The 16,213-nt window shown below is 41.3% G+C and carries 12 protein-coding genes; 4 read left to right on the forward strand and 8 right to left on the reverse strand.

Translation table 11 applies throughout. The annotated features are described in order from the left end of the window. Nucleotides 1–3: 3 nt before the first annotated feature. The 6 genes from ATH1_RS0102255 to ATH1_RS0102280 form a co-directional block, all read right to left on the reverse strand. The gene (locus ATH1_RS0102255) at nt 4–909 is read right to left on the reverse strand and encodes a PorP/SprF family type IX secretion system membrane protein (RefSeq protein WP_010416990.1); all 906 of its coding nucleotides are present in this window, start codon (nt 907–909) and stop codon (nt 4–6) included. A gap of 15 nt (nt 910–924) precedes the next feature. Beyond that, the gene (locus ATH1_RS0102260; protein ID WP_010416991.1) at nt 925–2,649 is read right to left on the reverse strand and encodes a T9SS C-terminal target domain-containing protein; all 1,725 of its coding nucleotides are present in this window, start codon (nt 2,647–2,649) and stop codon (nt 925–927) included. 1,018 nt (nt 2,650–3,667) lie between these two features. Further along, nucleotides 3,668–5,089, reverse strand: a complete 1,422-nt coding sequence (locus ATH1_RS0102265) for a TlpA family protein disulfide reductase (protein WP_010416993.1) — start codon at nt 5,087–5,089, stop codon at nt 3,668–3,670. Between the two features lie 66 nt (nt 5,090–5,155). Further along, nucleotides 5,156–5,638, reverse strand: a complete 483-nt coding sequence (coaD, locus tag ATH1_RS0102270; protein WP_010416995.1) for a pantetheine-phosphate adenylyltransferase — start codon at nt 5,636–5,638, stop codon at nt 5,156–5,158. Between the two features lie 421 nt (nt 5,639–6,059). Next, nucleotides 6,060–7,469, reverse strand: a complete 1,410-nt coding sequence (locus ATH1_RS0102275; protein ID WP_010416998.1) for a bifunctional class I SAM-dependent methyltransferase/glycosyltransferase family 2 protein — start codon at nt 7,467–7,469, stop codon at nt 6,060–6,062. 3 nt (nt 7,470–7,472) lie between these two features. Then, complete coding sequence (locus ATH1_RS0102280) at nt 7,473–9,128, reverse strand: glycosyltransferase family protein (protein WP_010417001.1); 1,656 nt, start codon at nt 9,126–9,128, stop codon at nt 7,473–7,475. Nucleotides 9,129–10,603: 1,475 nt separating this feature from the next. On the opposite strand from ATH1_RS0102280, the gene ATH1_RS0102285 reads away from it, so the two are divergent. The 4 genes from ATH1_RS0102285 (at nt 10,604) to ATH1_RS0102300 (ending at nt 15,033) form a co-directional block, all read left to right on the forward strand. Next, a complete protein-coding gene (locus ATH1_RS0102285) occupies nt 10,604–11,761 on the forward strand; it encodes a hypothetical protein (RefSeq protein WP_010417003.1) in 1,158 nt (385 codons plus the stop codon). Between the two features lie 17 nt (nt 11,762–11,778). Further along, a complete protein-coding gene (locus tag ATH1_RS0102290; RefSeq protein ID WP_010417005.1) occupies nt 11,779–13,005 on the forward strand; it encodes a quaternary amine ABC transporter ATP-binding protein in 1,227 nt (408 codons plus the stop codon). Between the two features lie 2 nt (nt 13,006–13,007). Continuing rightward, a complete protein-coding gene (locus tag ATH1_RS0102295; protein ID WP_010417007.1) occupies nt 13,008–13,880 on the forward strand; it encodes an ABC transporter permease in 873 nt (290 codons plus the stop codon). A 289-nt stretch (nt 13,881–14,169) separates the two neighbouring features. Continuing rightward, the gene (locus ATH1_RS0102300; protein WP_139035215.1) at nt 14,170–15,033 is read left to right on the forward strand and encodes a glycine betaine ABC transporter substrate-binding protein; all 864 of its coding nucleotides are present in this window, start codon (nt 14,170–14,172) and stop codon (nt 15,031–15,033) included. Between the two features lie 204 nt (nt 15,034–15,237). Here the strand turns inward: ATH1_RS0102300 and ATH1_RS0102305 are convergent, their stop codons facing one another. Then, nucleotides 15,238–15,738, reverse strand: a complete 501-nt coding sequence (locus ATH1_RS0102305) for a hypothetical protein (protein ID WP_010417011.1) — start codon at nt 15,736–15,738, stop codon at nt 15,238–15,240. Then, nucleotides 15,735–16,199, reverse strand: coding sequence for a hypothetical protein (locus tag ATH1_RS0102310; protein WP_010417013.1), 465 nt, complete (start codon nt 16,197–16,199; stop codon nt 15,735–15,737). The genes ATH1_RS0102305 and ATH1_RS0102310 overlap by 4 nt, the downstream gene beginning before the upstream one ends. Nucleotides 16,200–16,213: the final 14 nt, after the last annotated feature.

Consider the following 16,213-nt stretch of genomic DNA (forward strand, 5'->3'; position numbering starts at 1 on the left):
TTTTTAAAAGAATTTGGGACTTGGGGTATTAATTGTGTACCCGAAATCGTACTGAATAGAAATTTCGTGGCTACCATGGTTGAAATTTCCAATATCACCCAGAGAATAGTCATACGAGTAGGCTACCCGAAGCTGCGGAATGATTTGCCAGCCAACATGAAAAACAATCTCTTCCCGGGTACGGTAGGTGGCGCCGCCCCATATCATACTGTTATAGATTACAGAACCTGACAGGTCTGCCCAGGAGCCCGTATCCTGGTTCACTTTTAACAGGAACGATGGCTGGAAACTTAAATCCTGTGAAACATCAAAGAGATAACCGCCTGTGAAGAGAATATCCATTTTCTTCGGGTCGAATTCAGGGCCGTCTAATTTTTCGAAATCGTGGGTGAAAAACTCGGGAATTGATATGCCCCCAAAGAAACGGTGATTGTAAATACTCCATCCGAACCCTGCCTGGGGGCCCGACGATGCCTCTTTAATGCCGAATATTTCATCTTCCGCTTCTTCCAGTGTTACCTCATTCCAGTTGATGGAATAGCTGGAAAAACCTCCCGATACACTAAAAGCCATCCAGGTATAAGGGTTGACGTGCACGCGGTAAGTATATGAAAGCGATGCACCGAGATTGTTTTTGATGGCAAAAGTTTCGTTGAAGACCTGCAAACCGACGGCCATGTGAGGATTCTTTAATGGGGTGTGACCTGTAAAATACTGTGCATGTGGCGATTGTGGCATTCCTGCCCATTGCTTTCTAAAAGAGCCGAAGAGCGAAAGGACTTCACGCGATCCGGCAAAGGAAGTGTTAATGGCAAATCTGTTGTGCATGTATTGGCTAAGCGTCATTGCTTTCTGGCCGGATGCCGGAAGCATTACAAGCAGGAATATGATGATGGCAGTAATTTTCATATCAGACAGACACGGTTAATTTCTTTTGATGATTAAATAATCCTGTACAGTTTTAATGCCTTCTCCTTTGAACACAAAATAGTAAACGCCACTGTCAAGCGGTTTGCCATTGTCGTCGGTGCCGCCCCAGGGTTCATCCTCGGAGTAATCTTTTTCATGATAGACCACAGCACCGTTTTGGTCGAAAATGATCAATTCATTGTTGTCAATATGACGGGCTCCTTTTATCTTGAAATAGTCATTTTTCCCGTTGCCATTTGGTGATATTCCGGTATAGTAGGTCAGTTTCTGAAGATGAAGAACGATCTGGTCAGATTCGGCAGGACAGACGCCGTTGGTTACCAACCACTCAATAGTAACGGGAGCGTTGTTAATATTGGAAATAAGCGTGATTGTGTCGGACGGGTTGACAATGTTTCCACTCCCGGATACAATATACCATTCTCCTTTCCAGTCACCCGACAAGGTGTTGCTGAGAGGCGTTCTGGCGTGAAGGGTTGTTGAGTTCTTGTGATAGAGGGTATCCGTTTCACCGTTTGTAATTTCGGCTAAAGGTGGTTCGTCGAATCGTACAATGCGGCTCTCGCTGGCAGAGCAATCTTTGTTTGTTTCCGTCCAGGTAACAATGTGTTCGCCCCAATCCAAAGCTTCAAAAACAGAGTCATTCGGATTGGTACTTCCAGAGAATGTTCCGGTTTGGGAGCTCCAATAACCATATTGGGCTTTTGCCGATAGCTGATGTGTGAGCACGATGTTTTTTACACCACAAACGGCTGTGTCATTCCCTGCATCGGGTGAGGGAAGAAGATCAATGACCGTGGCTTCATCAGAGATATCTTCCTGTAATGCCAGACAGCCGTTGTTGTCGCGGACCCATAGAAATGAAAAGATTGTTTCACCATTGACGGTTACGGTTTCAGTGGTTGTAGTATTGGCTGATGTACCGTTGAGGACTTTCGAATCGCCGTCGGAAATGGCATATTCCCAGGGGCCGTCTTCACCCTCAAACATAAGTTCGAGTGTAGCCGTCTGCTCTTCCGTACCGCATACTTCCGATGAGGTGGTTAACGATGCCGAGGGAGAGCCGCGAAGCAGGACATTAACCTCGTCTGTATTTGAGCAGGCTCCGTTTTCCTGGTGAAATACCAGCGGATAATTTCCTTTTTCAGGGGCTTCAAAGGTAGTATTGGGATCGCTCGTGTCCCGGAAAACCCCTTCGGCAGGATTTTGCCATGAGTAGTTGTTTGAGATGGGATCGGGGACAGCACTAAGGACCGCCTGCAATCCGCAGGAATCGATATCGGCACCGGCGGAAGGATTTGGCATAGCCCAGTTGGTGAAGGATATCTCTTCACCGGAAAGTTGTTGCCCGTTATCTTTAGTCCAGTTTGTTATTGTATTGTCAAAGACTTCTAATATTTCAAAGGTACCTGTGGTGTCAGTTTTTCCTTCTTCTACCGGAAAGTTAAGGGTATAGTTTTTTATGTATACACCGTCAACCAAATTTTCTTCGAATATTTGGTTGCTTTCGAATACTTCATTGTTATTTGGAAACTTCAGTGAATATGCAAACGGATCATCACCGTAAAAGCGGATTTTCAGTTCAACAGTAATCTGGCCGGTATTGCAAACCTCAATATCCCCGGTTACAAATTCAGCATTCGGAGTTTGGGCCAGTGCACTGCTAAAGTAGCCCCAGAGCAGGATTGTTAAAATATATACCGGTTTAAGCTTCTTCATTGATGTACAATCTTTCCTTGCCGATGATGTTATAAACGGGAACTAAAATAAATATGGCCCTGATACAAATCTAATAAAAAACTCCGTGAATTCAGTCGGATATTGTTCACGCTGTTATCAGAGTTGAATTTAGTAAATAAAAATGACGAGTTCATTAAAAAGTACATGAAAGTAGTTGATTTTTACACGATTCATTGTTTTTTTCTGATGTATTTCGGGCAAAAAGTCTTTTTAGGCGCCTTTATTACCCCTCAATAGTCCGTTAAAAAAGTCTAAACGCAGAGACACAATGACGCAAAGCTTTTATTATGAGAGAGCTGTCCTTCTGTGTTATTGATTGTGTAAACAATTAATTATCAGGAACCTGTAAAAGTTTAACGGAGTATTGACCCCTTTAATGAGCCATAAAAGATAGGTTGGTCACATCAATGCGTACCTGAGATAAGGTAGTGTACCTTCGCGAGATGCTTATGCATGGAGCCACAGTGGGATGGAGTGTTGGACTATTTACGGAATCTTGTGATGTTTTTACTACACCATTTAAAACCTCTAATCATCTGAGAAACCAAAAACAGGGAACAGATTCTTCGTCGTTACCTCCTCAGAATGACATTAGACAGTCTGTCATTCTGAGCGGAGCGAAGAATCTAAGATCAATTAAAGCATGATAAGTTGCATTATTCCAATAATTTAGACTAATTTTATACAGATGAAACGAGCATGACAAAGATTGTCACAAAAGAACATGTATAAAATTCAATCATGCGAGTTCCATCAGACCAATAACTTAGACTAATTTTATACTGATGAAACGAGCATGACAAGGTTTATCACAAAAGTTGATGTATAGAATCAATCATGCGAGTTCCATCAGGCCAATGACTTAGACTTATTTTATACGGATGAAAAATCTGTGTAAATCTGTGTCATCTGTGGTGCATCCTCAACCTCAATCAGGGTTCCGGGTTTCTAACTTCTGCCTTCTGCCTTCTCCCTTCTTCCTGTCGGTTACTAACCGCTATCGACTATTTTTTCGCAGAACTTCCCTCCGGAACTTTTTAAATTGCTCAATGAAGACATCCTGAAAGTTTTCGCCGGGAGCAGGAGCGGGCACCATGACCAGCTTCCCGTTGGGATCAATAAGATAGTATAAGGGAACTGCCTGAACATTGTAGTTGTTGATCAGGTTTCCCTGCATGGCAAAATATAAAAAATGCCATTTGAATGTATTTTCGGTTGCTTGTAAAAATTGTTTTGCCTGATCGAAGTCTTCGTTGACAATAACCGTAACGATATGCAGATCAGGCTGGAAATCATCATGAATTTTTTCCAACAGTTTCAGGTCTTTTCGGCACGCATAATTTTCGGTGTGCAGAAAGTTGAGATACACAAATTTCCCTTCAAAATCTTTCAGCGATTTTTCTCCGCCCGAAAAATCAGGCAGACTGAACGCGGGAGCATCTTTCCCTTCCATCAATATACCTATTCGGTCGTGCAATGCGGCAGCTGTTTTGGATATGCGTTTTTGTCCGGAATTATCTGCGCATTGCTTCAGTAGGTGAAGGGCAACTTTCTGAGAGAGTATTTTTTCGTGATAACTTTCGTAGATGATCCACAGGGCCACCGCTTCACTAAAGTCGGGCCGGTGAAATATATCGCGCGATCTTACAGAATCCCTGACAGTAGGGTAACTTAGGGCGCTTTGAAAATGGTATTCACCAAAGAAGGTATGGCAATACCCGTTAAAAACTTCTTTAAAGGACGTCCAGTATGCCGGCATGTTGAACTGTACCGGTTTGTCTGAAAAATATTTTTTTATGACATCCTGTTCTTTGTTTCTGCCGGCAAGCATGGCAAGTCTTGCATAGCGAAAATGTTTGTGTTCCCGAAAAAAATCATTGTCCGAAGGAAAATCAGTTTCGAGCGAGTCGATGACATCCTGAGCTAAAGATTTATTTTTGGTAGTGAGGAGCTTTACTGCATATTCGTTTAATTTAGTGTTGAAGGCCTGATCGAAATCCCGGATTTTTGCATTCAGTCCGTTTGAATTTTCATTAAGTATTCCGATGACAACTTGTTCGTGTTTGAAAAAGGGATTTAGCTTTTGAGCCTGCGACAACGGGCTAAAGGGAGGCAGTTTGATGTGATACTCCTGTCCCGGAGTTAAATACATAAAACCTCTGAACCGGCCAATATCGGCAAAGGCGTAGGTTGTTTCTTCAAGTGGGAATGAAAAATCGAAAGCACCGTTGTCATCCACTTCTATGGTAAAAAGTTCTTCTTGCTGGTAATTTATAAAATTCTGATAACACCTGAAGACAATCGCGTAATTTCTGTACTCCGGTGCAGAGCCATATATTCTGACACTCCTGTTTTGGGCATTGATTGCCGTTGTCAGTAAAGACAAAGCAATGAAGTGAAAGAGTAGCTTTTTACACATTATTATAACCTAACATTTTCAGGAATTCAGTATCCTGACCTTTTAATTTGCACGAATCATGCCAGGTTATTGTTCCCGGCTGACTCTGGCTACCTGTATTTTTATTTTATCGGGAATAAACCTTGAAGCATCACCGCCATGTTTAAGAATATCACGGATTATAGAGGAGTTTACAGGCGTATGCTCGGGCGAGGTAAGCAGAAAGACGCTGTCAATGCCCGACATTGCCTTGTTTACCTGCGCAATGGCACGCTCATATTCGAAGTCGGCTGCTGTTCTGATGCCTCTGAGTATGAAATTACAACCCAGTTCTTTTGCAAAATCAACTGTTAAACCTTCGTATGAAACGACTTCAATTCGGTTTTCGCCGGCAAAAACCGAGTTTATCCATTCTATTCGCTGTGAAACCGGGAAAAAATCTTTCTTGTTTGCATTGAACCCTATGGCGATAAAGATTTTGTCAAACAAGTTTAGCCCCCTGCGGACAATATTTTCATGACCAACCGTGAAGGGATCGAACGAACCGGGGAAAATTGCTGTTTTTTGCATGCCTCCGTTTTTCAGTTTTTATTGACGCTGTAAAAATTCAAAAAATAAGTCAAACCACCAATTTGTTGGCATATATTTCGGATAATGGCTGTGTTCTAAGTCGTGCTGTCTATAAAGTAAATAGTCGATTTTAAAAAGCCTAAACGCAGAGACGCAATGACGCAAAGTTTTTATTATGAGAGAATTGTGGTTTGTGCCGTTCATTGTGTAAGCAATTAATTTTCAGACATCCGTAAAAGTTTAACGGAGTATTATAAGGTAATATTTGTTGCGTTAGCCCAAAATGGAGTTTACTTATCGTAAGTGAGTAAACTCCGTGTTTTCGGACTTCGCAAGCCTTGTAATCGCCACTTTTTGAACAGACACATGAGTTGTTACAACTTTTCCCTGCTTTATAGACGAGCACTAAGTCGTATACTATTCACCAGAATTTAATTTTTGCCGCCGCGAAAGCCGCCATTTTCAAGAGGATGAATCCATGGGAAAAACGGCTGATATTAGTGCTTCCAAAGGTTCGTTCGCGATACCTTACCGGGAGGTCTATGATTTTCAGGTTAAGCTTGTAAGCGCCAAACAACAGGTCGAAATCTCCGAACGGGTCAAATTCTCCAAAGAAGGGGCGGTTTCGGGCCAGCCTTAGGTAATCTGAGCGAAACATGACTTTAGTGCCGCACAGGGTGTCTTTAACCGGTTGTTCGAGAAGCCAGGAAAATAAAAGGCTAAAAAAGTAATTACCGATGGTATTAAGTGGTCGCATGGCATTCTTTTCCATTGGATAAACCAGTCTCACGCCATTGATAAACTCTCCTTTACGGCTTGTCAGGGCATGGTAAAAACGGGGGAGGTCTTCCGGGGGCACCGTCAGGTCGGCATCGAGTATCATCAGTATGTCGCCCGTTGCCTGTTTGAAACCTTCGCGCACGGCATCTCCTTTCCCTTTGCCGGGCTGGCGTATGGCTTTAATGTCGCGTGCAGGTGTGTATTTTTCTTTAACCTTGTTTATAACGTCCCATGTGTCGTCGGAGGAATTGCCTTCAACAAAAATAATTTCTATATGGCTTCCGAACTCCGGAATGCGTTTAACTGCATTTTCAATGTTTCCCGATTCATTTCTTGCCGGGATAACAATTGATGTGGAGTATTGAATTTCGGTTTTACCGGGAACGGGTGCCGGCCTCGCAAAGATGTAATTGTTGAGACTCAGATGCCTGAGCAGAGGAAGTCGTGAAACAATACGGTTAAAAAACCATGAAATGAGCGGAACTTTAAACGGGATCATCATATTTTTGTTGACCCGGTAAGTTTCAAATCCGGAGAGATAAAGAAGATTTTTCAGATCGTTGGTAGAGAGCCAGTTCTGCAATGGTGAAGACCGTTTGATACGGAGCCATTCGCCCAGTTTCAGCACGGGTTCCCACAGCCGGTTGTAATAGGTCACAATAATGCGGCTCCCGGCGTGTGTCACTTTGTTCAGCTCGGTGAAAGCTTTTTCTACGTCGGGTAAAACGCCCACCAGGTTAGACATGATTATAGTATCGTACTTTTCTTCCAGTGTGAGCTTTTCGGCCTGCATAACTTCAAACCGTATTTCAGGGTATTTTTCACGTGCATGTTTGATCATTTCAGGACTGAAGTCAATCCCTGTTTTATTGTCCGCATCCAGTTTGGCCAGCATTTCGCCTGTGGCACAGCCTATTTCGAGCACTTTGTGATCAGCTGGAATAAAATAATTGCAATGCCTGGTAATACTATCCCAGTAATATGATTTTCGTTTTCTGTAACGCGACCAGGTTTTTGCAGCGTTATTGTAATAGGTGAGGATATGATCCATTTTTTATTCTTCTTTATTTTTTTGTTGCCAGATGTTGTAATTCACCTCAAACAACCAGGCGGGTTCGGTTTCTCCGATTTGCTTTCTGAGAATAAAAGTTCCCGGATATTTGTCGGCAATGTGTTTCATGTAACGATGAATGGTGTTTATCACCTGGCCGGTTCTCATTCTCGGATTTTTACGCAGGGAAGCTACAATAATGTGTGTTACACCCCGGTTGTATAATTGCGTAATAAGCGTGTCCGCATTTTCGGAATCGATTCTGTAAATACCATAAAATTCCTTACCCCCGGCTGTTAAACGGGCAATATTCGGTTTGCGACAGGCAATGTAAGATTCCGGCGGCAGATTATGTGATGCAAATTCTACCATTTTCAGGTAATTCTGCCAGTCGGGCGTGTAACCGTAATATTGGTCACCAGATATGTTCTTAAATGTTGCCTGAAAATCGGTTTGTTTTACTGTTTGTGCCGTTGATAATAGTATAGTAAAAGCCAGGAGTACCGCCGGAATTTTTTGTTTCCCGGCTGTTTTGCTTTTTGAAGTATAGGCGACAACGGTTTCGATAAGAAATATTATCATTAAAGGATAAAAGGGGATAATTAGTCGTACCTGATCCCAAATTGTGTGCAGGGCAAAAAATGTGGTGCCCAGCATAAATATCAAATATATCCCGATGAACAGGAGATAAGGGTTTCTTCTGTAGAAGCGGATCATTCCTGCTATGAGCCATGCATAGAGCAATATTGTGACAAGAGGCTGCTTCGACAACGACATGGCATTTTTAAAGCCTGTCAGGATTGCAAAATATTTGGACAGATATATGTTGGAGTTCTGGGCAAAGCGTTCGAAAAAACCGCCAAATGTTTCGCGACCCTGAGAAGCATCGTAGGGGTGCTTCATTAACAAAGACTGAAGCTGAGAATCTGCGCCTGTGGGACTGTCTGCAACGATTGCCTTTAACCCGATAAAAGCCCCTGACAATACAACGAAAAAGAGTATTGTCAGCCACGCTGCCTTTTTTTGATTCCGAAGGAAAAAGAAAAGAACAACTGCCGGAACAGCCACGATGGCGATCGTTCGGGTAAGATATAATGTCAGCAGTAATACCGAAATGGCTAATACACAGCGAACCGGAATGATAAGATTATCATGTTTTTCTATTGTCCTGAAAAGATAAAGTATGAAGAAACTCTGGAGAGCCATGAAGAAGGCCTCTGAGTACGTTTGGCTTCCGAAGTAGAGAAAATGGTGATTGACAACCAACGCCAGAATAATGCCCCAAAATGTAATGGCAGATACTTTGTTGACTATGGCTTTTCCTAACAAAAAAACCGAAAGCGACAGGAAAATCCAGGAGCTCAGTTTTAATACAACAATCCGGGTTCCGAATAGGGCAATAAACAACGAAAGTATAAAGGGATAAAGAGGTCCCTGAAATTGTGGAAATTTCCCTTCTTCCAAAAACGAAATTGCACGAATGATGTAAGCGCTGTCGTCGCCACCTTCGCTGATTCGAAGGCTGAAGGTGAAAAAACTGAAAAACAAGTATATAATGAAGGCTGCCGTTACCAGCATCGAATGGTTTTCCGCAAGTGTCTGATTCGCTTTATCCCACCACGAAGCACGACTCTTTTTTTCTCTTTGTTTGTTTCCCATATTCAGGTCGGTTAAATTATTAGTGCATCAAAATTAATAACTTCACTGGTTTCTTTGATAAAATACCCGAATAAACTTGTTTTTATCTAATCTGGACAAGCCAGAACCAAAAAGCTATAAAAAATCGAATCAGAATTAGCCTGATAAGTTAATTGCTGTGCAATTACTTGGTGGGGTCAACGAATTTATGCCAATTATCCATGCTGTCTAAAAACTCTGCATAATTTATTGTTTCACAGAGTTCCACGGAGTTGGTACACAGAGTTTCACAGAGTAAAAAGTCCGTTTTTCTCTGTGAATCTCTGTGATGTGCTCCGGGCACCTCTGTGTAACTAATTGAAAAAACAATACTTGCGAAGCAAGGATCGAATTCAGTTTTTTAAAAGAATTACTTTTTAGGCAGCCCCTTTTTAATTCGCATAATTCGTGCAATTAGCTGACCCGGGACAAGAGATGGCTTTGCCATGCTCGTTTCATCAGTATAAAATTAATCTAAGTTATTGGCCTGATGGAACTCGCATGATTGAGATTTATACATGTCCTTTTGTGACAATCTTTGTCATGCTCGTTTCATCTTACATTTAATAAATTGTTACGGCTGTTAGAATTGTTAAAGTTGTTAATATTGTTAATGTATTAGTTGTTAAAATATTATAAGTTTTATTACATTAGCTAACAATCCTAACAATCTAACAATCCTAACAATTTTCATCCGTATAAAATTAGTATAAGTCATTGGAACGATGAAACTTATCATACTTTAATTGATATTAGATTCTTCGCTCCGCTCAGAATGACAGAGCGCTCAGTGTCATTCGGAGGAGGCACGACGAAGAATCTTTCTCTTGTTACAACAAGTTCCTTTAGCCGGTTTTTATCATTCAAAGACTCTTTGCCACTGATGAGATGCTTCGCTTTGCTCAGAATGACAGACTGTCTAATGTCATTCTGACGAGGTAACGACGAAGCATCTGCTCCCTGTTTTTGGTTTCTCAGATGATTAGAAGTTAGGTGGTGTCTACTTTAAGCGAACTGAACATTTTCAATTCATTCATGTTTGCTATTCAGAACAACTCAAATAGGTTCTGTGCGACTTTTTGCATAAGTGAAGAGTGTTTTTTACCTTTGCAACTGTTTTGTCCGGCTGATTTAAATAGAAAACCCCACATATTTAGTTGGTATAGAAATAAAATATTTTTTTAGGAATAATTTATTTAGTTTGATAGCTTAGTGTTTATCGGACTGAACAAATTTTTTTTTGTGGTTTGAAGAAAAAATCACTTGACGTTAAGTGGTTGAATGATTTAATTTTAAGACTGTCTTTTAAATGCGCAGAGCCCTGAGTAGGGAGTTTCTGTTATCCTGCTGTTACCATGCTATTACCCGGTAGCGAAACCAAACATCTTTTGTTTTTTGGAACAATGTGTTGTTTTGAAGAATTCATTTTTAATTTTTAATCTAAAAATAGAGTTGTTATGAAGAAAGTAGTATTTACGATTTTTGCCATTGCAGCATTTCTGACCCAGGGTATTGTTAATGCCCAGGAAAAGAATGAAGACTATGTGAAGTTTGGAGGGGCAGTTCGTTACAATATTCATGATAAGAGCTGGAACGGTGATAAGACGGATCCCCAGTTTACCTGGGACACCTGGCGGTTGAATGTTAATGCTCGTACTGTCGGCGTTGATCTTAGTTTTGAATACCGTTTCTACCCTGTTGATAATACTCATTTTATACACCACGGGTGGTTAGGTTATGGCTTTTCAGATGACCTTTATATGAAACTGGGTGTAAGCCAGGTACCTTTCGGTATCACTCAATATGCGTCTCACTCATGGTGGTTCCAGATTCCATATTATGTTGGTTTGGAAGACGATTATGATATGGGTATAAAATTTGATTATACCGGCATTGAAAACCTGGAATTGAATTTTGCTTATTACCATCAGCCGGAACCAAAGGGTTCTCCTAACTATGCATCACGTTATTCTTATGATATAACGCCTTCTGAAGATGCATCTCTTAAGGAGGTTAATCAGTTTAATGTTCGTGCTGCCTACGATGTTTCCGAAAGTTTGGAGCTTGGTCTTTCAGGCCAGTTTGGAAAAAATTACAACAGTGTACTCGATGAATCCGAATCATCCAATGCTTTTGCTGCTCACTTAGTAGGAAATTTTGGTAATTTTAATTTTAAAGGCGAATACATTTCGTACGATTTTGGAGCAAAAGATAATGAAGGAAATGATCTTGACATGGTTCAAATGGGAGCTTATAGTTACAACTATAATGTGGCCGCAGAAGGTGATATTTGGGTAGCCGGTCTGGCTTATTCAATTCCTGTTGAATGGGGGCCGATTTCCAATATTCAGCCCTACGTTGATTATTCTGTGATTAATAAAGCAGAAGATAATTTTGAATCAAGTCAGCACCTGGTTCCAGGTATGCTTATTACCGCCGGAAGTATTTATACCTACGTGGATTGGGCATTTGGGAAAAACAATGCTTGGTTAGGTCCGGATATTTCAGATGAAGAAGGAAATGTGTATAGTACCTGGTCAAGTGGGTTAGCTGAAGGATTAGAAGATGCCGACTGGGAAAGCCGTTTCAACATCAACATCGGCTACTATTTCTAAACGAAAACTCAAACCAAATGAGTAAAATTGAAGTTAAAGACCTGTACGTGATATTTGGTTCCAGGCGTAAACAAGCCCTTGAATTAGTAAAAAAGGGTGTGTCCAAAAATGAAGTACTGGAAAAAACCAAATGTACGGTCGCGGTTAACAATGCCAACTTCTCGATAGAGGAAGGCGAAATATTTGTAGTGATGGGACTTTCCGGTAGCGGAAAGTCCTCACTTATTCGTTGTCTTAACCGCTTGAATACACCTACTTCGGGTTCCATATTCGTCAATGGCAAGGATGTTACCAGGATGACAGAGGAACAGCTTCGCCAGTTGCGTCGTACCGAAATGTCGATGGTCTTCCAGCATTTTGGTTTGCTCCCGCACCGTACGGTACTTTCCAATACTGCCTTTGGTTTGGAAATTCAGGGGAAATCTGAGGAAGAAAGCCTCGAAAAAGCCCGTCAGATGATTAAAACAGTTGGCCTGGAGGGTTATGAGGATATGATGACCCGGGAACTGAGTGGCGGTATGCAGCAGCGTGTCGGACTGGCAAGAGCGCTCACTACCGATCCGCAAATTCTGCTGATGGACGAGGCTTTCAGTGCGCTCGACCCGCTTATCCGTACCAACATGCAGGACGAGCTCATCGAGCTTCAGCGTAAATTGAAAAAAACCATTGTTTTTATTACTCACGACCTTGACGAAGCTTTGAAGCTCGGCGATCGCATTGCTATAATGAAAGATGGCGAAATTGTTCAGATAGGAACCCCTGAAGAGATACTGGTAAAACCGGCCGACGACTACGTGAGAGCTTTTGTAGAAAATGTCGACCGTAGCAAAATTGTTACCGCATCAAGTCTGATGTTTAAGGACACAGGTAAATTGATTATAGAAAAGGATGGCCCGGCGCTGGCCCTGAGGCGTATGCGCGAAATGGGCGTCAACAGGCTGCCGGTAGTCGATCGCGAAAATAAGTTCCTTGGTTTTGTGATGGACCATGATGTTGTGGAGCTGAAGAAAAAGGACGACAGGGATATGAGAAAGATTCTGATTTCAGATGTGATGCCAAAGGTTTCTCCGGACACGCCGGCAGCAGATTTGTTGCCGTTGTTTATCGACAAGCAATTGCCACTTCCCGTGGTTGATGAAGAAGACAGATTGCTTGGTGTTGCGGTTCACTCTTCGGTCATTGCCGAAGTTACAGGGCGTGACCGTGAAGAGATTATTGAAATTAAAAACAGCGGAGGTCTTTAATTATGGATAAACTTGATATTGGGAAATTTGTAGAACAAGCCATCGATTTTATTACCGACCATGCCGGACCGGTTCTGGACGGTATTGCCTATGTGATAGACCTTGTGGTGGATGGCTTTCAGACGGCATTGCTGGCGGTACCCTCATGGGGTATTATGATTATTCTGGCGTTGATTGCCTATTTCGTTCAGGCAGAAGGATTTAGACCCGGATTCACGAAAAAGGGCTTTAAAAAAGCCATTGGTCTCGCTGTTTTTACTGTTATAGGACTGTTTCTTCTTTTTTGGATGCAGTACTGGGAAGAGACTATGGAAACCCTTGCTCTGGTATTGGTTTCGGCACTTATTGCTCTTTTAATAGGTATTCCATTGGGAATATGGGCTGCCAGAAGCAGTAGAGTGGATCAGATAGTAAGACCGATTCTTGACTTTATGCAAACCATGCCGGCTTTTGTCTATCTGATTCCGGCCATTCTGTTTTTTTCTGTCGGGAATGTTCCCGGCGTTGTGTCAACCGTAGTGTTTTCATTACCCCCGGCTGTTCGCCTTACCAGCCTCGGGATTCGTGGCGTACCGGGCGAAGTGGTAGAGGCCGCCTTATCATTCGGAAGCACACAAAGACAGTTGTTGTTTAAGGTACAGATACCTTTGGCTATGCCCACTATTCTGGCCGGGGTTAACCAGGTTATTATGCTTGCCCTGTCGATGGTTGTGATTGCATCGATGGTAGGTGCCGCCGGACTCGGAGAGCGTGTATATTCCGGTATCCTGCAGGCAAAAGTAGGCCTTGGTTTCGAAGCCGGACTTGGTATCGTGATCCTTGCTATAATCCTGGACCGTGTTACGCAGGCTATGGGTAGTTTAGGGAAAAAGTGATAATAGAGTGCCTGTTCATAAAGTACCATTTGCTGTGTTACGCTTGCCGGCAAAATACTCATTTACGAAACGAGGATGGCAAACCTTGTCATGCTCGTTTCAGTCGGATGGCTGTTATTAGAACTGAGATCAGTTGTATGTTTTTAAGAAAAGAGATTGTTCCTGCCTGCCTTTAGGCAGGAATCTTAAATCTAATGATCTAATGATCTAATAATCTATTATATATTTGTGATTTACAAGAATTTTGTTGAATTTTATTCGACATATCAAACCTTAAAAGGAGATGATTATGAAAAACAAAATGAAAAAAGTATTGAATCTGACCATCGCTGCTGCCCTCACACTGGCAGTAGTTGCATGTGCAGGTGACCAGCAGAAAAAAGAAGTTTTTATTCCTTATCCTAACTGGTCGGAAGGAATTGCTATGACCCACCTGGCTAAAGTATTCCTCGACAAGCAGGAGGGATACGATGTGGAAATTAAGCCCATTGAGCCGGGCCCAATCTATGCTTCACTCTCTAAAGGTGATGCCGATGTCTTTTTGGATGCATGGTTGCCCTATACTCACGCCGAGTATTGGGAACGTTTTGGTGATAAAATTGATCATATCGGGACTGCTTTCGCGGGAGGTACTACCGGACTGGTTGTCCCAAGTTATGTGACCATTGACTCCATTACCCAGCTGAATGACTATGTTGACAAGTTTGATGGAGAGATCATCGGTATTGGAAGTGGCGCCGGTATTCATAAAAATACCCTGAAGGCTATTGAAGAGTATGACCTCAACTTTAAGCAGGTAACTTCTTCAGGTACAGCTATGGTTGCCGCTCTTGAAAAGGCCATCAACAATAATGACTGGGTGGTTGTTACCGGCTGGAAACCTCACTTTATGTGGGCGCGCTACGATATCAAATATCTGGAAGATCCCATGGGTGTTTATCCCACTGATGAGTTAAGAATTCTGGCACGTAAAGGTTTTACAGAAGAATTTCCAAAATTGGCCAAATTCTTCTCAAACTTTAAATTGGAAGAAGATAAACTTTACGAGTTGATGGATGCTGTTGAAAACGCAAATGATCCACTTGACGGAGCCGAGCAGTTCTATCAAAACAACAAAGCTATGGTTGACGGCTGGTGGCCGGCCGAAGAGTAAAAAATATTTTATGAGTGCGGTATAAAATGCATATTTTTGTCAAAATCAAGGCGTTTTAAATTTTTGTACCGGAGTTAACTCATTGTTAATGAGGATGCAAAAATTTAAAACAACACTGAGTTTGGCAACAAAGATGCTTTTTAGACCGGGCTCATTTTATTTTAGGATAAAAAAGGACTGGTGAAAGCCGGTCCTTTTTTTTGGTTAAATGGGGGCTAAACCACCGTTCGTGCCGGTTTTTTCATTTTCTTTGCTTAAAATCTCAAAATAATTTTTCACTATATCTCGTTTTGGTAAAAAAAATAAGTTTAAGTTTATACTTTTCTGTTGGTTATTGTTCAAAATCATTTTTATTTCTCTATCGGTTATAAAAATGTCTTTAATATCAATTACTCTCACGCATTCCGGCTTCTTTTGTTTTGGTAAAAGAAAATTGATTTCTTCTTCATTCCATGAAATATAATATTTTTGATCTTGCAAGCTTTTTGCTAAAGCAAAAATACTGGCTGTGGTTATTGCCATAAATATAAGGCTATTCCAAACGGATAGGTCTAAAAATGCGTTTTTCCCGATGAATAAATTTGAGCCTAATCCCGCCAAGCCAACAATGAATATTAAAATGTCTATAGTAATGAAGAATTTTATACTTTTTTCATTTCGCCGATATAATGGCAAATAGGTCTCTTTTGTGATGTTTTTTTTCATAAGATGGGGATATCGTATTCTTGAGATTTAGAATTTATTGATTCTTTAATCATCTGAATTAAATTGTAATCATTTGTTGGTAAGTCAATTTCAATAGAACTATTGTTGATTAATAATATTTTGTATCTGGCTGCTTTGTATTCAATTGATTTAATGTCCTTCCATTTGATTCTTGTTTCTTTTTTGAAGGGTTCTGGCTTGGAAACGATTTTTTCGTTATCTATTAATATATGGGCTTTCGCACCAAACAGCTTCCTTATGGAGATGCCTGTTCCTTCTATTAAATGAGAGAGCCCCAGCAATAAAAAAACAACAAAATATATCCAATCAAGTAGATTGAAGGACTTTTCGGTGTTCAAATTATAAAAAAGATAGGAAAATGAGAAGATCACTATCAAAATTCCGAAAATTGTCCTGACAGTAGATTTGGGGGGGTTCAATAAATCAATGCTGAGGTTCATAATTGTAAGTTTTT

The sequence above is a fragment of the Anaerophaga thermohalophila DSM 12881 genome (assembly GCF_000191885.1).
Taxonomy (GTDB): Bacteria; Bacteroidota; Bacteroidia; order Bacteroidales; family Marinilabiliaceae; genus Anaerophaga; species Anaerophaga thermohalophila.